The sequence below is a fragment of the Leifsonia sp. McL0618 genome (assembly GCF_049994905.1).
Taxonomy (GTDB): Bacteria; Actinomycetota; Actinomycetes; order Actinomycetales; family Microbacteriaceae; genus Diaminobutyricibacter.
The window spans coordinates 3,746,460-3,765,431 of record NZ_CP188258.1; the positions used below are offsets into that span (position 1 = coordinate 3,746,460).

Annotated in this window: 14 protein-coding genes; 6 read left to right on the forward strand and 8 right to left on the reverse strand. The window is 68.9% G+C overall.

The window, feature by feature from the left end; all coding sequences use genetic code 11:
• Positions 1-42: 42 nt before the first annotated feature.
• Positions 43-2,151, reverse strand: a complete 2,109-nt coding sequence (locus ACPPVQ_RS18035) for a DEAD/DEAH box helicase (RefSeq protein ID WP_426516501.1) — start codon at positions 2,149-2,151, stop codon at positions 43-45.
• Between the two features lie 221 nt (positions 2,152-2,372).
• On the reverse strand, positions 2,373-3,488 hold the full coding sequence (locus ACPPVQ_RS18040) for a low temperature requirement protein A (RefSeq protein ID WP_426516502.1): 1,116 nt from the start codon (positions 3,486-3,488) through the stop codon (positions 2,373-2,375).
• Between the two features lie 37 nt (positions 3,489-3,525).
• Between ACPPVQ_RS18040 and ACPPVQ_RS18045 the strand changes: the two genes are divergently transcribed.
• Positions 3,526-4,032 carry a GNAT family N-acetyltransferase gene (locus ACPPVQ_RS18045; RefSeq protein WP_426516503.1) on the forward strand — a complete coding sequence of 169 codons (507 nt, stop codon included), beginning with the start codon at positions 3,526-3,528 and terminating at the stop codon, positions 4,030-4,032.
• Here ACPPVQ_RS18045 and ACPPVQ_RS18050 read toward each other — a convergent pair.
• Positions 4,029-4,823, reverse strand: a complete 795-nt coding sequence (locus ACPPVQ_RS18050) for an IclR family transcriptional regulator (protein ID WP_426516504.1) — start codon at positions 4,821-4,823, stop codon at positions 4,029-4,031. The two genes, ACPPVQ_RS18045 and ACPPVQ_RS18050, sit on opposite strands and share 4 nt — an antisense overlap.
• Before the next feature lie 62 nt (positions 4,824-4,885).
• Here ACPPVQ_RS18050 and hutH point away from each other — a divergent pair, with 62 nt between their 5' ends.
• From hutH to hutI, 3 genes are read left to right on the forward strand one after another with little or no spacing between them, the layout of a single operon-like run.
• Complete coding sequence (gene hutH / locus ACPPVQ_RS18055) at positions 4,886-6,439, forward strand: histidine ammonia-lyase (protein ID WP_426516505.1); 1,554 nt, start codon at positions 4,886-4,888, stop codon at positions 6,437-6,439.
• Positions 6,440-6,476: 37 nt separating this feature from the next.
• Entirely contained in the window at positions 6,477-8,162 is a 1,686-nt protein-coding gene (hutU, locus tag ACPPVQ_RS18060; RefSeq protein ID WP_426516506.1) for a urocanate hydratase, read from the forward strand.
• 5 nt (positions 8,163-8,167) lie between these two features.
• Positions 8,168-9,358: an imidazolonepropionase gene (gene hutI / locus ACPPVQ_RS18065; protein WP_426516507.1), complete on the forward strand. Its 1,191-nt coding sequence runs from the start codon at positions 8,168-8,170 to the stop codon at positions 9,356-9,358.
• Positions 9,359-9,451: 93 nt separating this feature from the next.
• Here hutI and ACPPVQ_RS18070 read toward each other — a convergent pair whose 3' ends face one another.
• The 4 genes from ACPPVQ_RS18070 to ACPPVQ_RS18085 all read right to left on the reverse strand — a co-directional run bounded on the left by ACPPVQ_RS18070 (position 9,452) and on the right by ACPPVQ_RS18085 (position 16,267).
• A complete protein-coding gene (locus ACPPVQ_RS18070) occupies positions 9,452-10,384 on the reverse strand; it encodes an arginase family protein (RefSeq protein WP_426516508.1) in 933 nt (310 codons plus the stop codon).
• A 278-nt stretch (positions 10,385-10,662) separates the two neighbouring features.
• Entirely contained in the window at positions 10,663-11,040 is a 378-nt protein-coding gene (locus ACPPVQ_RS18075; RefSeq protein ID WP_426516509.1) for a VOC family protein, read from the reverse strand.
• A 91-nt stretch (positions 11,041-11,131) separates the two neighbouring features.
• Positions 11,132-14,422, reverse strand: coding sequence for an efflux RND transporter permease subunit (locus ACPPVQ_RS18080; protein ID WP_426516510.1), 3,291 nt, complete (start codon positions 14,420-14,422; stop codon positions 11,132-11,134).
• Between the two features lie 213 nt (positions 14,423-14,635).
• Positions 14,636-16,267, reverse strand: a complete 1,632-nt coding sequence (locus tag ACPPVQ_RS18085; RefSeq protein WP_426516511.1) for a PLP-dependent aminotransferase family protein — start codon at positions 16,265-16,267, stop codon at positions 14,636-14,638.
• A gap of 61 nt (positions 16,268-16,328) precedes the next feature.
• Here ACPPVQ_RS18085 and ACPPVQ_RS18090 point away from each other — a divergent pair, with 61 nt between their 5' ends.
• On the forward strand, positions 16,329-17,246 hold the full coding sequence (locus tag ACPPVQ_RS18090; RefSeq protein ID WP_426516512.1) for a YczE/YyaS/YitT family protein: 918 nt from the start codon (positions 16,329-16,331) through the stop codon (positions 17,244-17,246).
• Positions 17,247-17,354: 108 nt separating this feature from the next.
• Here the strand turns inward: ACPPVQ_RS18090 and ACPPVQ_RS18095 are convergent, their stop codons facing one another.
• Positions 17,355-18,140, reverse strand: coding sequence for a MerR family transcriptional regulator (locus ACPPVQ_RS18095; protein WP_426516513.1), 786 nt, complete (start codon positions 18,138-18,140; stop codon positions 17,355-17,357).
• A 118-nt stretch (positions 18,141-18,258) separates the two neighbouring features.
• On the opposite strand from ACPPVQ_RS18095, the gene ACPPVQ_RS18100 reads away from it, so the two are divergent.
• Positions 18,259-18,879: an antibiotic biosynthesis monooxygenase gene (locus ACPPVQ_RS18100; RefSeq protein ID WP_426516514.1), complete on the forward strand. Its 621-nt coding sequence runs from the start codon at positions 18,259-18,261 to the stop codon at positions 18,877-18,879.
• Positions 18,880-18,972 lie beyond the last annotated feature (93 nt).

The window sequence follows — 18,972 nt, forward strand, 5'->3', positions numbered from 1 at the left end:
TTCCCGAAATGAGCTGGGAAGGGGCCTTTCGACGGGCAGTGGCTACAGGTTCGCCGTCAGGTCGGTGATCGCCTGGTCGCCGGGGATCACCGAAGCGAACTCCGCCTCGATCTCGGCGCGGCCGAGCAGTTCGTCCATGCGGCGACGACGCTGCTTCGGGATGAGCGTGACGACGGTGCCCTGCTTGCCCGCGCGGCCCGTGCGGCCCGAGCGGTGCAGGTACGTCTTGTACTCGTCAGGGGCATCGGCCTGGATGACGAGGTCGATGTCGTCGACGTGGATGCCGCGGGCTGCGACATCCGTCGCCACCAGCACGTTGACCCGGCCGCTCGTGAGCTGCGCAAGGTTACGCGTGCGCCGTGACTGGTTCAGGTCGCCGTGCAGGCTGACGGCCGGGATGCCGGCATCGTCGAGCTGGTCGGCGAGCTGCTCCGCGAACGCACGGGTGCGTGCGAAGACGAGGGTCTTGCCCTCGCGGTCGGCGAGCTGCTCGATGATGGCGCCCTTGTCGCGGTGTTCGATGACGAGCACGCGGTGGTCGATCGTCGAGGAGGCCTGGTCTTCACCGGCGACCTCGTGAACGGACGGCTCCGGCAGGAACTCGTTGACGAGCTGGGCGACGCCCTTGTCGAGCGTGGCCGAGAAGAGCAGCTTCTGGCCGCCGTCGGCGGTTTCGCGAAGGATGCGCTGGACCGGCTCGAGGAAACCGAGGTCGCACATGTGGTCGGCCTCGTCGAGCACCGTGATGGTGACTTCGCTGAGGTCGAGGCGTCCCTGCTCGATGAGGTCCTCGATGCGTCCCGGCGTGCCGATGACGATGTCGACCCCGCGCTGCAGCGCGCCGACCTGGCGGCCCTGCGGAACACCACCGTAGATCTGCGTGGTGAAGAGACCGACGCTGCGGGCGATCGGCTGCACGGTGCGGTCGATCTGCAAGGCGAGCTCGCGCGTCGGGGCGAGGATGAGCGCGCGGGGCTTGCGACCCATCTGACGCTTCTTGCCTCCACCGTTCTCCATGAGCTTCTCGACGAGAGGCGCACCGAAGGCGATGGTCTTGCCGGAACCCGTGCGGCCTCGGCCGAGCACGTCCTTGCCGGCGATGACATCGGGGATGGTCGCAGCCTGAATCGGGAACGGCGACGAAGCTCCGAGCTCGATGAGCGCGTTGACGATGTTGCCGCCGAGGCCCAGATCGGCGAAGGTCACGCCTTCGACGTCGACAGCCTGAATCGCGTCGGCCTCGAGGCGCTCGAGCACGACGTCGTCAGTCGGCGTGAAGTGGCCCTTTTCCTCGCGGCTGGGGTAGAACTTCGAGTCGCTGGACTCGCGGCGCGGACGGTCGTTGTCGAAATCGCGGCGCGGACGGTCGTTGTCGAACGAGCGACGCGGGCGGTCGTCGAAGCTGCGGGCCGGGCGGTCGCCGTAGGCGGGACGCTCCGTGCGGGCCGGGCGGTCGCCATATGCGGGACGCTCGGTACGCTGCGGCCGGTCACCGTAAGCGGGACGTTCCGTGCGCGGGGCGCGGTCGCCATCGAAGGAACGACGCGGACGGTCGTTGTCGAAGCTGCGCTGCGGGCGGTCACCGTAAGCAGGGCGCTCAGCACGCTGCGGGCGGTCACCGTAAGCAGGGCGCTCCGTGCGAGCCGGGCGGTCACCATACGCAGGACGCTCAGCACGCTGCGGCCGGTCACCATAAGCGGGACGTTCCGTGCGAGCCGGGCGGTCACCATACGCAGGACGCTCGGTACGCTGCGGGCGGTCACCGTAAGCGGGGCGCTCCGTGCGAGCCGGGCGGTCACCGTAAGCAGGGCGCTCGGTGCGCTGCGGCCGGTCACCATACGCAGGACGCTCACCACGCTGCGGGCGGTCGCCGTAAGCAGGGCGCTCGGTGCGCGCACCACGCGGCTCCCAGTTGGACCCCTTGGCGCGCGGCTCCCAGTTGGGACGCTCGCTGCGACCGGCGGAGGGTCGGCCCTCAGCGCGCGCGGCACGCTCGTCGGCGTTCCAGCGCTGCTTCTTGGGCGCGACGCCTTCTTCGGCGGGGCGGTACCCACGGTGTCCGGGGCTGCGGCTACCCGACTTGGGGGCGCCCTTGCGGGCGCCGTCGCGCGGTACGAAGGTCTTGTTCTGCGGTTTCTTGAAGTTGGCCATAGAGCTATTCCTGGGTTGTCTTGAGTGCATGACTGAACGCACGACGTTTCGTCGTGGTCATAAGAAACCCGGGCAAGCCTTTGGCCGGGACCGTTCACATACAGTGATCATTCACTCGCCGATTGGCGGTGAAACCGGCCCACCTGACTTACAAACCCATCCGCGTACAACCGCGGTGTCAAGAGCCGACTTAGCTACATTACCGGATACCGCCTGTGAAGTCACGGTGACTTGCGTGAACCGCGCTTCCATTCGATCGCGATGACCGCGATAACGATGACGAGCAGGGCTGACAGTTGCCACGCTACGGGGGCCACGAGACCGAGGACGATGCTCGCCCCGGCGAGCGCAGCGCCCGTGTACCTCAGCGAGGCCGGGCCGAGTTCGAGCTCCTGGCGGTAGCGTGCATCCCCGATCAGGTAGAGCGCGACGCTTGCGCCGAGGAGGATCGCGGCGACAGGCTCGGCCACCGCGAAGACATTCCCGATCGTCAGCTTCACTCCGGCCGCGAGCAGGATCAGCCCGAAGATCATCACGAAGTGGTCCAGGCCGAAGGCGGTGATGGCGAGGTACGCCCGCCGGCGGCTCGACGCACCGGTCATGCTGCGACCGGCACGCTCGTCGTCTCCGGTGAAATAGCACCACCAGAGCGCCGCGACGATCCCCACACAGAGCACGATTCCGACCAGGACCCCGAGGTCGAATTCGTGGCTGCCGGCGCCGACACCGACGGAGACGATCGATTCCCCGAAGGCGATGATCATCAGCAGGCCGTGCCGCTCGACGAAATGGGTTGCACCGATGTCGAAGCCTGCCGGCCCGCCCGTGAATGACGAGAGGATCATCACGACGAGGGTGAGCGAGAAGAGGATCCAATCCGCCGGGCCGGTGACGAAGCCCGCCCACACCACCAGGGATGCTCCGGCGAGGTTGAACGGGACCACTCGGAGCATCGAACGGCCGGATCCGGGAGCCCCGAACTTCGCGAAGACGGTGAAGTGGATGAGGACGATCGCGAGGTACGCGAACCCGAACAGAATCCCGGACGCTCCGAACGCATCCGGGATCGCTACGGCCAGCAGCAGGAACGCGACCATCCCGGCGACCAGTCCGATGCGGAGTCCTGGGCCCTCACCGGCCTGGTTGGTCAGCCAGGCGAACGCATCGTACATCCACCAGACCACCGCCATCGTGAGCGCGGCCTGGCCCACTCCGGCCCACGTCGGATGCTCGACAACGATCTCGGTGACCTGCGTGATCGTGAAGACGAACACGAGGTCGAAGAGCAGTTCCACCGACGACACCCGTTCGGTGGCGCGTGCAAGGCGTTGGGCCATGCAGTGAGCGTAGTCGCGACGTTGTTATCGTGGTCAGGTGACTTTGAGCATCGCGATCGAACCGCCACGCACCCCCGGGATCGCGGAACTGCTGCGGCTCGGCGACGAGTTCACGTTGTCCCTCTACCCGGCCGAGAGCTGCTACCTGCTCGATGTGAGCGAACTCGAGCAGCCCGGCGTGACCGTCTTCGTCGGACGGGACTCTGCTGGCCGTGCGCTCGGCATGGCCGCACTGGTCGTGAGGTCAGACGGCACGGCAGAACTGAAGCGGATGTTCGTGCACGAGGATGCGCGCGGCAAGGGTCTCGCATCCGCCCTGATGGATCAGCTCGAGGCCACCGCTGCCGGCGCCGGCGTCCCGGCGCTCCAGCTGGAGACCGGTCCGCTGCAGTACTCGGCCATCGCACTGTACGAGAAGCGCGGCTACACGCGCATCCCCAATTTCGGTCCGTACGTCGGCGACGAGTTCAGCGTCTGCTACGCCAAGCCGATCGCTGCCGCGCACTCCGCGCACCAAGCACCATCGTCCGGAATACCAGACTAAACCGGCAGCCCGCGGATGCGCCGCGACAGTTCCGCGGCCGCTTCCGTGATCTGCGCCGCGAGCCCCGCCCACTGCTCGTGCGGGATGTTCTCCCGCGGAAACGTGATCGCGATCCCTGCCGCAGGCCACCCGGCGTGGTCGCGCACCGACACGGCGACGGATGCGAACCCCGGCGTCACCTCGCCGTCCTCGGTCGCGTACCCGTCGGCACGCACCCGCTCGAGGATGCGCTTCAGCGCCCCATACGTATGCGGCTCGCCGCCGACCCGGTCGACGAAGGCCGCCGCGTCCGGGTACAACGCCCGCACCTGGCCGGCCGGCAGGCTCGCGAGGAGCGCCCGCCCGCTCGCCGTGAGGTGGCTCGGCAGCCGCACCCCCACATCCGTCACCAGCCGGGGGCGCCGCGGAGCGCGCTCCTCGACGATGTAGACGACGTCCCGTCCGTGGAGCACCGCGAGGTGACCGGATTCGCCGATGCGGTCGACCAGCCCTGCCAGGATCGGACGCCCCAGCCTGCTGAGCGGTTCCTGCCGCGAGAACGCGGAGCTGAGTTCGTACGACCGCACCCCGAGCCCGTACCGGCGCGCTTCGGGCAGGTGCAGCACGAAGCCGTGTTCGACGAGCACCGCGAGCAGGTGGTAGACGGTCGAGCGGGGCAGGTCGAGGGAGGACGCGATCGTCGCTGCCGGCACGGGCCCGCGCTGCGTCGCGAGAAAACTGAGCACCTGCAGCGTGTTCTCCGCCGCAGGGACCTTCGAGCTCCCGGCCAACGCGCACCTCCCGTCTGGCATTCAAGACACCGAGCAGTGTAACTGCATTGTGAGCGCCGCCGCGCTGGTGTGTGATCGAGAGCATGACCACCATCACGTCCGTCGCCGGCGTCTCCGTCGGCGCCGGCCCCCTCACCATCGCGGATGTCGTCGCCGTCGCCCGCCACGACGCAGCCGTCGAACTCGACCCCGCCGCCCTCGACGCGGTCGAGGCGTCCCGCGCCATTATCGAAGCCCTCGCCGACGACACCGAGCCGCACTACGGCATCTCGACCGGCTTCGGCGCGCTCGCCACCACGTTCATCCCGTCCGATCGCCGCGCCCAGCTGCAGGCGAGCCTCGTGCGTTCGCACGCCGCCGGCTCCGGCCCCGAGGTCGAACGCGAGGTCGTGCGCGCCCTCATGCTGCTGCGCCTCTCCACCCTGATGACGGGCCGCACCGGCGCACGCCGCACCACGGTCGAGACCTACGCCGCTCTCCTCAACGCCGACATCACCCCGGTCGTGCGCGAGTACGGCTCCCTCGGGTGCTCCGGCGACCTCGCACCCCTCGCTCACTGCGCCCTCGCCGCGATGGGCGAAGGCCAGGTGCGGGTGGCCGGCGAACTCGTGGACGCATCCGACGCACTCGCTGCCGCCGGCATCCGCCCGCGGCGCCTGGCCGAGAAGGAGGGCCTCGCCCTCATCAACGGCACCGATGGGATGCTCGGGATGCTCGCCCTCGCCACCTACGATCTCGCCGCGCTGCTGACCACCGCCGACATCGCCGCCGGCATGAGCGTCGAAGCGCTCATGGGCACGGATGCCGTGTTCGCCGACGACCTGCAGCGGCTGCGTCCCCAGCAGGGCCAGGCTCTCTCCGCCGCCAACCTGCGTGCTGTACTCGCGGGCTCCCCGATCGTCGCCAGCCATAAGGGACCCGAGTGCACCCGCGTGCAGGACGCCTATTCGCTGCGCTGCGCGCCCCAGGTGCACGGTGCCGCGCGCGACACTCTCGCCCATGCGGAGCTCGTCGCCGGGCGCGAGCTCGCCTCGGCGGTCGACAACCCCGTGCTGACGCTCGACGGCCGCGTCGAGTCGAACGGCAACTTCCACGGCGCACCTGTCGCCTATGTGCTCGACTTCCTCGCGATCGTGATCGCGGATGTCGCCAGCATGTCGGAACGCCGCACCGACCGGTTCCTCGACCCCGCGCGCAACCAGGGCCTCACCCCGTTCCTCGCCCACGAAGTCGGCGTGGACTCCGGGCTGATGATCGCCCAGTACACGGCCGCCGGCATCGTCTCCGAGTTGAAGCGGCTCGCCGCCCCCGCCTCGGTGGACTCGATCCCGTCGTCTGCCATGCAGGAAGACCACGTCTCGATGGGATGGTCGGCCGCCCGCAAACTGCGCCGCAGCCTCGACGGGCTCGGTCGCGTCCTCGCCATCGAGATCATGACTGCGGCCCGTGGCGCCGAGCTGCGCGCGCCGCTGGTTCCCGGTCCCGCGACCGGCGCTGTCCTCGCGGCCGTGCGCGAGGTCGCCGCCGGCCCCGGCCCCGACCGCTACCTCTCGCCCGAGATCGAAGCCGTCGTCGCGCTGGTGCAGGAGCGGCGCATCCTCGATGCCGCCGAAGCCGTCACCGGAACATTGAATTAGCCCGCCCAGCCACACCATCCGTTCGAAGGAGCACACCATGTCGGGACCTCGTGAGGTCCGCGCCGCGCGCGGCACCACCCTGACCGCCAAGTCGTGGCAGACGGAGGGTCCCCTCCGCATGCTGATGAACAACCTCGACCCCGACGTCGCCGAGCGGCCGGACGACCTCGTCGTCTACGGCGGCACCGGCAAGGCGGCGCGCAACTGGGATGCATACGACGCGATCGTGCGCACGCTCACAACCCTCGAGGCCGACGAGACGCTGCTCGTGCAGTCGGGCAAGCCGGTCGGCGTGTTCCGCACACACGAGTGGGCGCCTCGCGTGCTCATCGCCAACTCGAACCTGGTCGGCGACTGGGCGACCTGGCCGGAATTCCGCCGGCTCGAGGCGCTCGGCCTCACGATGTATGGGCAGATGACCGCCGGTTCCTGGATCTACATCGGCACGCAGGGCATCCTGCAGGGAACGTACGAGACGTTCGCCGCGATCGCCGCGAAATTCGCCGCCCGCCGGAGCGGGGCCGACCAGCAGGGTGGTGGCACGCTCGCCGGGACCCTCACGCTGACCGGCGGCGCGGGCGGGATGGGCGGCGCCCAGCCGCTCGCGGTCACGATGAACGAAGGCGTGGTGCTCATCGTCGACGTCGACGTCACCCGCCTGCAGCGCCGGGTCGACCACGGCTACCTCGACGAACTCGCCGACGACATCGACGATGCGATCGCGCGCGTGCTCGCCGCGAAGTCTGAGCGCCGACCACTGTCCGTCGGTCTCGTCGGCAACGCGGCGACCGTCTTTCCCGAACTGCTCGCCCGCGGTGTCGCGATCGACATCGTCACCGACCAGACCAGCGCGCACGACCCGCTGAGCTACCTGCCCGAGGGCATCTCGGTCGCCGAATGGCACGAGGCGGCCGCGGCCGACCCCGAAGGGTTCACGCTGCGCGCCCGGGCTTCGATGGCGAAGCAGGTCAAGGCCATGGTCGGGTTCCAGGACGCCGGCGCCGAAGTCTTCGACTACGGCAACTCGATCCGTGCCGAAGCGCAGCTCGGCGGGTACGAGCGGGCTTTCGAGTTCCCCGGGTTCGTTCCCGCGTACATCCGCCCGCTTTTCGCCGAAGGCAAGGGGCCGTTCCGGTGGGCCGCGCTCTCGGGCGACCCCGCTGACATCGCCGCGACCGACCGCGCCATCCTGGAACTGTTCCCCGACGACGAGCACCTGCGCCGCTGGATCACCCAGGCCGGCGAGAAGGTGCACTTCGAGGGACTGCCCGCGCGTATCTGCTGGCTCGGCTACAAGGAGCGGCACCTCGCCGGACTGAAATTCAATGAGATGGTCGCGAGCGGCGAGCTCAGCGCCCCGGTCGTCATCGGACGCGACCACCTCGACTCGGGATCGGTCGCTTCGCCCTACCGCGAGACCGAGGCCATGGCCGACGGCTCTGACGCGATCGCGGACTGGCCGCTGCTCAACGCTCTGCTCAACACGGCGTCGGGGGCGACGTGGGTGTCGATCCACCACGGTGGCGGTGTCGGCATCGGCCGGTCCATCCATGCCGGCCAGGTGGTCGTCGCCGACGGAACACCCCTCGCAGCCGAGAAGATCGAGCGCGTGCTGACCAACGACCCTGGCACCGGCGTCATGCGCCATGTCGACGCCGGCTACGAGCGTGCGGCTGAAGTGGCGCGGGAGCGCGGCCTGCGCGTACCCATGATGGAAGACTGAGCGGCGTGACCCGCGAACTCCTCACCGGCATCGGCCAGCTCGTCACCAACGACCCGGCCGATCCCGGCGCGACAGGCGTCGACCGGCTCGGTCTGGTGGCGGATGCCGCGGTGCTGATCGAGGACGGCCGCGTTGCGTGGGTGGGGCCGGCATCCGCCGCCGTGGCCGACCTCGCCGCCGACGTCGTCACCGACCTCGGCGGGGCGACCGTCATTCCCGGGTTCGTGGACTCGCACAGTCACCTGGTGTTCGCCGGGGACCGTTCGGCGGAGTTCGAGGCGCGCATGTCGGGCCTGCCGTATTCTGCCGGCGGGATCCGCAGCACGGTGGCGGCGACGCGCGCCGCCGGGGATGCGGAGTTGCGCGCGAGGGTGCATGGGTTCATCCGCGAGTTCCACCGGCAAGGCACGACGACCGTCGAGATCAAGAGCGGCTACGGGCTGAGCGTCGACGACGAGGCGCGGCTCGTCGCGATCGCCGCGTCCGTCACCGACGAGGTCACCTTCCTCGGCGCCCACGTCGTTCCGGCCGAATACGCCGACGACCCCGACGCCTACGTCGACCTCGTCACCGGCCCCATGCTGGACGCCTGCGCGCCACACGCCCGGTGGATCGATGTCTTCTGCGAGACCGGAGCGTTCACGGTCGAGCAGTCGCGTCGCGTGCTCACAGCTGGTGCGGCGCGCGGGCTGGGTGTGCGCGTGCACGCCAGCCAGCTCGGCCCCGGCGAAGGCGTGCAGCTCGCCGTCTCGCTCGACGCTGCGAGCGTGGACCACTGCACCTACCTGACCGACGCGGACGTTGTCGCGCTGGCCGGCTCATCCACTGTCGCCACGCTGCTGCCGGGGGTCGAATTCTCGACCCGGCAGCCCTACCCGGATGCCCGGCGCCTGATCGACGCCGGCGTCACCGTGGCGATCGCGTGCGACTGCAATCCCGGCTCGTCCTTCACGTCGTCGATGCCGTTCTGCATCGCGGTCGCCGTGCGCGACATGGGGATGACCCCCGCCGAGGCGCTGTGGTCGGCAACCGCGGGCGGGGCGGCGGCGCTGCGGCGTTTGGACATCGGACGCGTCGCCGTCGGAGCGCGGGCCGACCTGGCCGTACTGGATGCTCCGTCGTATGTGCACCTCGCCTACCGGCCTGGCGTGCCGCTCGTCTCCGCGACGTGGAAAGACGGCGCGCGCATCGCCTGACGGCGGCGGTCGTGCCGAGTGTGACCCTTCCGGTCGAGCGTGACCGTTCTGCCGGGCCGTCTCGACCGGAACGGTCGGTCTCGCGCCATGCGATCAGCGGGCGGCGAGACCGGCGGCGAACTCGAGCACGGCGAGCGCGGTGAGGCGCACGGTGCGGCCGTCCGGAGCATCCGCCGTCGCGTCGACCTCGGCGAGGTCGAGAGACCGCACGGATGGATGCTGCCCCGCCGCCCGCGCCACCTTGCGCAGCTCGTAAGCCGAGATTCCGCCTGGCACAGAGGCCGGGCATCCCGGAGCGACCGAGCGGTCGCAGACGTCCACATCCAGGTCGACGTGGACCGGGCCGCCCGCTCCCCCCGCGATCTCGAATGCCTCCGCCATCACGTCTTCGATCGGCCGCCGGTGCAGTTCGTCGCGATGGATGACCGTGATGCCCAGATCGCGGGCGCGCGCCGAATACTCGGCTGAGTTCGCGAAATCCGCGATGCCGACCTGCACGACCCGGCGTCCATCGAGCCCCGCCTCGATCAGCCGCCGAACGGGGGACCCGTTGCTGACACCGTCGCGCAGGTCGTGGTGCGCGTCGAGAGTGACGAGGCCGGCGGTTGGGAGTTCGGCGCCCCACGCGCCGAGCGCTGCGGGAACCGTGAGCGCGTTGTCGCCGCCGAGCGCGAGCACCGCGGTCGAGCGTGCGGCGGCATCCGCCATCCCTGCGATCGCGCGAGTCTCGCCCTCGGGGCCATCGGGTTCGTCGACGTCGCCCGCGTCGACGATGGTCAGGCCGGCCAGGGTTCGGGCTGCGGGCGCCACGCCGCGATCGGGCGTGACGAACGCGCTGTAGAAGCGCAGGGCGGCGCGCACTGCGGCAGGGGTCTCGCCTGCTCCGGTCTGCGATAGGGACGTACGCCACGTCGGGATGCCGAGCACGGTCAGGTCGAAGTGGGCATCGGCCGGAAAGTCGCCGGGGGCCGGCCAGTCGCCGGTTCGGGGCCAGAGCGGGTCGACGGAGAGCGGGCGTGGGGTCACGGTCTTGACGCTAGCAAGGGCGGGTCTTCTCGGGAACGGTAGCCGCATCCGAACTGTCTGGGATGACGGACGCCGACCTGATCCAGACAAGAGCTACGCGGGCCGCTCCCTCACGAACAGCCAGGCGTAGACGCCCGCGCCGACGAGAAAGAACGCACACAGGGACCAGATGACGAAACCGCCGTCAAAGCTCAGAGCGACGAGTGAACACATCAGCGCACCCGCAAGCGCGACCGAGCCGCCGGCAATGAGCTGGCGTGACGTCGGACATATATACCTCAGGGATCGTGCCGGGGCTCGTGGCTGACCAGCCCGACCGTGTTGCCTTCGCTGTCGCGGATGAAGGACATCCACTCGTCTGTTCCGGCCGGCCCCAGCGTGTCGTCGGTGTGCGTGAAGATCACGTGCGGTTCGCCGGTGACCTCGACGCCATCCGCCCGCAGTTCCTCCGTCGTGGCGCGCACGTCGTCGACCTGCAGGTAGACGAGCGCCGACGGCGCGGCCTGCTCGAGGAGCAGCCGGCCGATCCCGACGTTGAAGAAGAGCAGGCCAGGCGGATCGAATCGCGCGGCTGGCGGGCCGCCCAGCAGGCGCTCATAGAACGCCGCAGCGCGATCGAGGTCGTCGGCGTGCTGTGCGACCTGGATGATCTCCACGATGATCCACCTTCCGCTGAGGTGACCCCAGTATTCAGCGGAAAGGCCGCCCGCGCCAGTGCGGCGGGGCGGCCCTCAGCTGCTGCAGAGGCTACGGCTGCGCAGGCGCAGGCTCCTCCACCTCGTCCTCCTCGTCACCTGGTCGGCCGGCGTTGCGCGGTTCGATGATCGGGGCCTCCCCCGCCTCCGCCTTCGCTGCCCGCCGCGCGATGCGACGCTCGCGCGCGCCCTCGACGAGGTTGTACAGGGTCGGGAGCACGACCAGCGTGAGGATCGTCGACGATACGAGGCCGCCGATCACGACGATCGCGAGCGGCTGCGAGATGAAACCACCCCCGCCGGTGAGGCCGATCGCCATCGGGAGCAGGGCGAAGATGGTCGCAAGCGCCGTCATGAGGATGGGGCGCAGACGACGCGAGGCGCCATGCATGACCGCGTCAGGAACCAGTCTGCCGCGACGCCGGTACTGGTTGACCAGGTCGACGAGCACGATCGCGTTCGTCACGACGATGCCGATGAGCATCAGCACACCGATCAGCGATGCGACACCGAGCGGGATGCCCGAGACGATCTGCAGGATGATCGCGCCTGTCGCCGCAAACGGGATCGAGACCAGGAGCAGCAGCGGCTGACGCAGTGATCGGAACGTCGCGACCATGACGATGTAGACGATCAGGATCGCCGCGAGCAGCGCGATGCCGAGCTGCGAGAACGCATCTCCCTGGCTCGCGGTGACGCCGCCGACCTTCGCCGTCGCACCGGCCGGCAGGTCGGTGGTCGTGAGCGCCTTCTGCACGTCGGCGTTCGCCGTCGACAGGTTGTCGGTCGCGGGTGTCGCCGTGACGGTCGCACTCCGGAGGCCACGCTCGGTCGTGACCGTGGCCGGACCGTTCGTCTGCGCTACCGTGGCAACCGTGTCCAGGGCGACGGGACCGGCCGCGGTGGGGATCTTCAGCGCCGAAAGGGCCGCGACCGTCGTCGGCGGGTTGTCGCTCTGGATGTAGAGCTTCAATGTCGCGTTGTCGATTGCGACCGATCCGACTGTTGTGGGCTGCATCGACTGCGACACGATGGTGCCGACGGCCACCTCGCTGAGTCCGGCCTGCGCTGCCTTCGCGCGGTCCACCTTCACGGCGACATACGGAAGCGACGCGCTGAGGTTGTCGGTGGTCTGCTTGATCGAGGGCTGCTTCTTGAGGGAGGCGACGATCGCATCCGTCGATTTCTGCAGGTCCGCGTTCGTGGAAGCGGTGATGTCGATCACGATGTCACTGGATGCGCCGAATCCGCTCGATGTTGCGACAGTGATGTCCCCCTGGTCGGTGATCTTCGCCATCTCCGACTCGACGGTGTTCTGCAGTGCCGCCTGGTCGACATTCGGGTCGGTGGTCACCGAGAAGGTGATGCTTCCGCCTCCGCCCGTGAAGGCGTCGCGCAGGGAGCTGCCGGTCGAGCCGATCGACAGCTGCACCGTCTTGATGCCCTTGGTGTCGAGCAGTTTCTGTTCGACGACCTTCGCTGCATCATCCTGCGCCTGAAGGCTGGTGCCTGGCGGCAGGGTCTGCGAGATGGAGAGCGTGTTCTGGCCGGTCGAGCCGAGGAAGTTCGTCTTCATCAGCGGCGTGAGCGCAATGGTGCCGATGAGGACGATCAGTGCGAGCGCAATAGTCGTCTTCGAGTATTTGAGCGTCCAGCGGATGATCGGAAGGTACCCCCGCTGCAGGCGCGACGGATGCTCCAGCTCGTCCTCGCCGGGAGCGCCACCCTCATCCTCCGACAGCACGACGACCTCGTGCTTGCTGCCCTTCGGCGGACGCAGGAACCAGTACGCCAGAACCGGCACGATCGTCAGTGCGACCAGCAACGACGACAACAGTGCGATGGTCACCGTGAGCGCGAACGGTCGGAAGAGCTCACCGGTCACGTCGCCGACGAACGCGATCGGCAGGAAGACCGCGACCGTCGTGATGGTGGATGCGGTGATCGCCCCGGCGACTTCACGCACGGCGCGCACGATGGTGACCGCTCGATCCACACCGTGCACCATCTGCCGCTTGATGTTCTCGATGACGACGATCGAGTCGTCGACGACACGACCGATGGCGATGGTCAGTGCACCGAGGGTGATGATGTTGAGGGTGTAGCCGGAAGCCTGCAAACCGATGAACGTGATCAGCACGCTGGTGGGGATCGAGATCGCGGTGACGAGCGTCGCCCGCACGGAGAACAGGAACAGCAGGATCACGAGCACGGCGAAGACGAGGCCGAGCAGGCCTTCCTCTGTCAGCGAGGCGATCGACTGCTCGATGAACGGCGCCTGGTCGAACACGACGGTGATCTTCGCGTTCGAGCCCAGTTTCGCCTCGAGGTCGGAGACGATCGCGTTGACGCCCTTCGACACCTCGACGGTGTTCGCCGACGGAAGTTTGGTGACGGCGATGGTGAGCGCCGGCTTGCCGTCGACCCGCGAGATCGAGGTCGTCGGGTCATCCGTGATGGCGACCGTCGAGACGTCGCCGATGGTCTTGGGTGCCGGCGGCGTGGCGGCCTGCTGCGCGGCGGCCGCTGCCGCTGCGGCGCCTGCGGCTCCGGCTCCGGCTCGGGCTGCTCCGGCCTGGCCGCTCGCTCCCGTCGCGACGCGCGACTGGATGAGCGGCAGCGAGGCGATGTCGTTCACCGAGCCGAGCTGCGTGCCGGTCTGCACCGACAGCGTCTTGCCGTTCTCGGTGATGGCGCCTGCGGGGACCAGCACGCCGTTCTGCTGCAGCGCGTCCTTGATCGCCTGCGACGTGAGTCCGGCCTCGGCGAGCTTCGCGCTGTTGGGCGTTATCGTGATCCGCTGCCCGACCTCGCCGATCAGCTGAGCGTCGTTGACGCCCGTGACAGCTTTGATGTCGGGGATCGCGAGCTTGGTGATGTTCGCGCCGAGGGTCTTCTGGTCTTCGTTGCTGGTGACGGCGAGCTGGATGACCGGGAGGTCGGAGATGCTGCCGGAGAGGACCTGGGGGTTGACGCCGTCGGGGAGCGTCGCCTTGATGCGGTTGATGGCCTGGTCGAGCTTCTGCTCGGCGGTCGCGAGGTTGGTGCCGTAGGTGAACTTGGCCGTGATCAGCGAATTGTTGGTGCTGCTGACCGCAGACGTGCTGTCGAGGTCTGGGACGCCCTGGATGGCTGTCTCGATCGGCGTGCTGACGTCGTGGTTGACGACCTCGGGCGACGCACCCGGGTAGCTGGTGACGATGGCGAGCTGCGGGAACTCGATGGACGGCGCGAGCTCCTGCTTCAGGCTCGTCAGCGCGAGCCCTCCGAAGATCGCGATGACGACCGTGACGAGCGCAATGAGCGCGCGGTTCTTCATGCTGAGGACGGCGAGAAAGTGCACAGGGGTTCCCTTGGCGGAATGTGATTATGGGTGCCGCGTGGCGCGGCTGCGAGCAGCTGCTGTGGCGCTCGGTGGCCAGTATCTCATTGCAGCCTGTGCAAAAACATCAGACCCTGGTCTTATCCCCCGCACCCTTCCGTACTCCCCCAGGAGTCACCTTCCTGACTTGACAGTAGTTGTCGTCCGGCCACGGGCGGGGGGAGGGGCGAGGGGTCAGACGACGTCGGCTAGATAGCCGGTGTCGGGGACCGGATGGCGCAGAACCGTGGACCACGCGGCAGCAAGGGCATCGAACGCACGGGTCGTCTCAGCCGACGAATACGTGATCGGGATGCGCAGAAAACGCTCGAAGGCACCGTCGAGACCGAACCGCGGCCCGGCCGTGATGGACAACCCGTTGTTGCGTGCGCCGAGCGCGAGCTGCGAGCTGATCGGGGCGCCGATCCCGACCCATGCCGCCAGGCCGCCGTCGAGTGCGGGCATCGTCCACTCCGTGAACCGCTCGGCGACGAGCATCCGCACCTGTTCGCGGCCTGCACGCAGCTGCACCCGCCGTTCCTCGACGATCGAGGCCATGTCGGGCAGCATCCGCGCGACGACGAGCTGCTCGATGATGGGCGTGCCCAGGTCATTGGCGGGCTTCGCCGCGATCAGCCGGCGGATGATGGGTCGCTCCGCCCGGATCCAGCCGATGCGCAGCCCGCCCCACAGACTCTTGCTCGCCGATCCGATGTGGATGACCGGCGCGTCTCCCGCACGGCCCTGTCCGTAGGTTCCGAGCGGGCCGAACGTCTCCGCGCGGTCGATGTCGAGGTCGGCGGTGGTTTCGTCGGCGACCACGATCATCCCGTGGCCTGCGGCGGCGGCAAGGAGCCGCCTGCGCGTGGTGACCGACATGGATGCGCCGGTCGGGTTGTGGAAATCGGGGATCACGTAGGCGAGCGTCGGATTCGCCCGCGCGATGGCCTGCTCGATGGCGTCGGAGTCCCAGCCGTCATCGCCACTGGCGTGTGCATCGCCACGGCTCGCACCGGCGACAGACAGCGCCGACCCCGAGGCGCGATCCACCGTCGCGCCCGCGGCGCTGTTGGCATCCGCCGACCGCGCCGACCCCGAGGCGCGATCCCCCGCCGCGCCCGCCCGCCGCGCACCGGCATCCGCCGACCGCACGGCCCGCGCCGCCCCGTCGACCGGCACGACGGTCACGGGCACCAGCCGCGCACCCGCTGACCGCAGCGCCTCGTAAGCGTGGGGGTAGGTCGGCATCTCGATGAGCGCCCGGTCGCCGCGGCTGACGAAGGTGCGGGCGATGAGAGCGATCGCCTGCTGCGCTCCGACTGTGACGAGGATCTGCCCGGGCTCGGTGGGCAGACCGCGCGACCGGTAGCGCTCGGCGATGGTTTCGCGCAGGTGCGGGAGCCCGACCGGGTCGTACCCGGAGTCGGCCAGAAAGTGGGGCAGTTCTTCGGCCGCCGCCCGCGCCGCCGCGGCCAGCGTCGTTGCTGCAGGCAGCGCCGCCTTGCTGAAGTCGAGGAGCCCGTCGGCCTGGGCGGGCGCGGGGACGAGCACCGGCCCGGGCAGCCTCGTCAGTGTTCCCGACCCGCGGAGGCTTGCGACGAACCCCGCTTCACGCAGTGCACGGTAGGTGGCGGTGACCGTGGTCCTGCTGAGTCCCAGGCGGGCGGCGAGGTCGCGTTCCGCGGGAAGCCGCGTGTCGATGGGGATGCGCCCGTCGAGGACGAGCAGGCGGATGCGGTCCGCGAGCGCTTGGTAGTGCGCGCCTGCCCCACGCCATTCGCCGAGCAGGGTTTCGAGGGCGCGAGCGCTGAGTTGGGCATCCGGCATAAGGCCACCTTAAACGAATTGGCTACTTGATCAAAGTCCAATTCTGAAATTGGATGGAAGAGTGAATTCCCGACTCCTCCTGACGCGACGCATCGTCCAGCTGCTCATCGGTCTCTTCCTGTACGGAATCGCCATCAGCATGATGGTCCGCGCCGGCATCGGGGTCTCCCCCTGGGACGTGCTGGCCCAGGGCCTCTCCCTCAAGACGGGCATCCCGTTCGGTCTCATCACGAACATCGTCGGCCTGGTTGTGCTGCTCTTCTGGATCCCGCTCCGCCAGCGACCCGGCGTCGGCACCGTTCTGAACGTGCTGCTCATCGGGCCCGCTGCCCAGCTCGGCCTGTGGCTCATCCCGCAACAGACCGAACTGTGGATCCAGGTCGCCCTCTTCACCGCCGGCCTTCTGCTTCTGGCCGTCGCAACCGGCCTGTACATCGGCCCCCGCATGGGCCCCGGTCCGCGCGACGGCCTGATGACCGGCGTGCACGCGCGCACGGGCTGGCCGATCTGGTCGGTCCGCACCGGCATCGAGGTCACCGTCCTGATCATCGGGTGGATCCTCGGCGGCAACGTCGGCGTCGGCACGCTCGCCTTCGCCCTGCTGATCGGGCCGCTCTGCAGCCTGACGCTCCCGCTCTTCGCGATCCGGCTGCCCGAGGCAGCGAGGGCGGATGCCGGCGAGCGCGAACTCGAAGGCACCGCCGAGCAGGCGGTGCAGTACGACCTGCGTGAGGGCATCCTCCTCGAATCGGATTCCGGCTCACGCGCCAGGGCAGCGCGCAGGGCGACGAGTTCGGCGATCGGTGCACACGGCGCGGATCGCGCGAAGCCGTCTCCACGCGCCGACGCCCGCACGATCGCCGCGTATTGGCTCGACGACCGGCTGTTCGGACCGGCGCGTGCGGCACGCGCAACCAACCAGGCAGGTACGGCTCACTCCGCACGTGCTGCTCGCGCGAGCCACGCGACCGAGCACTAGATCTAGCCGCCACCGGCACCGGTACCGGCAACCGCCAACCGCCAACGGACAACCGCCAACGGACAACCGCCAACCGGGAACCGGAGGGTCTGCAGCCCCTCCGGCCACCTACAGGTTGCGGTCGGCGTACGCCTTCATCGCGTCGCGCACGAACTCCGCGCCGGCCTGGCCGCCGTAGTTCGCGCCGAAGCGCGGGTCGGCCACATACATCTCACCGAGCCCGGTGAAGTACGCCTTGCTCGGCCCTTCGCCGCCGCCGCCCGGCGTGCCCGGGATGTCCCGCAGCCAGTCGAAGTGGCGTTGAGCGAGCGTCTGTGCCACGTCGCCACCTGGGGACTCGCCGGCCTCTTCGGCCGCGATCCAGTCGGCTGCGAGCCGTTTCTGACGCTGCTGCCACTCCGCACGTTCACTCGATGACATCCCGCGCCACCAGGCGTCGCTCTTCGCGTACGCGTCTGTGCCCCAGCGTTGCTCGACCTCCTCTTTGTACTGGGTGTGGTCGAACCCGTCGAGCATCTCTTCTGCCATGATCTGTTCACCTCCTTTCATTGCCTCGATGGTCGTCTCGACTGACGCGATCTGCCGCGCCAGGCGCTTCTGTTCCTCGCGAAGCCACTCGAGGTGACCCGCGAGCGCGTGTGCGGCATCCGACTGGTTGCCGAGCACCTCCGCTATCGCAGGGAGCCCGAGGCCGAGGTCGCGGAGCAACAGGATGCGCTGCAACCGCACGAGCGCGAGCTGGTCGTAGTAGCGGTACCCGTTCGCCCCGATGCGGCTCGGTTCGAGCAGCCCGATGTCGTCGTAGTGACGCAGTGTCCTGCTCGTCGTTCCAGCGAGGCGTGCGATGTCCTGGATGGACCAGTCGCGGGTCGCCTCGTGGACTGCCGCGTTCATCCGCCTCTCCTTTCATTCGCTGGATTGTTGCGCAGAATCCACGGTAGACGTTGACGCTACGTCAAGGTCAAGCCGGTGCCGAAATGTGCGCGTAATTCGGGCAGGTCACACTGGATGCATGACTCCACAAGAGCCCCGCCCCGACGCGCCACGAGCGCAGCGCCTCATCCCCGTCACCGTCGCCATCACCCGCCGCGTCGACCCCGGCCGCATCGGCGAGGTCACCCACTGGGTGCAGGCCGGCGTCAATCTCGCCAACTCGTGCGAAGGCTTCCTCGGCTCCGGCTGGGTTCGCGCCTCCGGCGATTCCGACGAATGGCACATGCTGTACCGGTTCGCGGATGCGCGCACGCTCGAGGCGTGGGAAGCATCCGACGACCGCGCCGACTGGCTCTTCGAGGGCCGCGAACTGGTCGAGGTCGCGCGGGTCGAGAAGCGCACGGGCATCGAGGGATGGTTCGACCAGCCGCAGCCCGGCGTCGCCGCGGCCCCGCCGCGCTGGAAGCAGGCGGTGGCGATCTGGCTCGGGTTCTTTCCGCTGAACCTCGCGTTCACCTACCTGGTCACCACGTTGGTTCCGGGCTGGCACCAGCTCTGGCCGCTGGCGACGGTGCTGATGACGACGCTCATCCTGACGCCGATCATGACGTACCTGCTGCTGCCTTTCGTCACGCGGAGGCTGCACCCGTGGCTTCAGGGAACGCGCCGGATGCGCACGGTTCAGCCGCGTATCCCCTGAATTCTGCGACCAGGGGTTGCGATCCTCGCCGACGCGATATATCGTGAATCTCGTCAACAACGCGATATATCGTGACTCACCGAGAAATGCAGC

Excerpts from the sequence above, each read along its gene's own strand:
- hutH (WP_426516505.1), top strand. The coding sequence starts at position 4,886 with ATGACCACCATCACGTCCGTCGCCGGCGTCTCCGTCGGCGCCGGCCCC.
- ACPPVQ_RS18100 (WP_426516514.1), top strand. The coding sequence starts at position 18,259 with ATGACTCCACAAGAGCCCCGCCCCGACGCGCCACGAGCGCAGCGCCTC.
- ACPPVQ_RS18040 (WP_426516502.1), bottom strand. The coding sequence starts at position 3,488 with ATGGCCCAACGCCTTGCACGCGCCACCGAACGGGTGTCGTCGGTGGAA.
- ACPPVQ_RS18085 (WP_426516511.1), bottom strand. The coding sequence starts at position 16,267 with ATGCCGGATGCCCAACTCAGCGCTCGCGCCCTCGAAACCCTGCTCGGC.
- ACPPVQ_RS18095 (WP_426516513.1), bottom strand. The coding sequence starts at position 18,140 with ATGAACGCGGCAGTCCACGAGGCGACCCGCGACTGGTCCATCCAGGAC.
- hutU (WP_426516506.1), top strand. The coding sequence starts at position 6,477 with ATGTCGGGACCTCGTGAGGTCCGCGCCGCGCGCGGCACCACCCTGACC.
- ACPPVQ_RS18050 (WP_426516504.1), bottom strand. The coding sequence starts at position 4,823 with ATGCCAGACGGGAGGTGCGCGTTGGCCGGGAGCTCGAAGGTCCCTGCG.
- ACPPVQ_RS18035 (WP_426516501.1), bottom strand. The coding sequence starts at position 2,151 with ATGGCCAACTTCAAGAAACCGCAGAACAAGACCTTCGTACCGCGCGAC.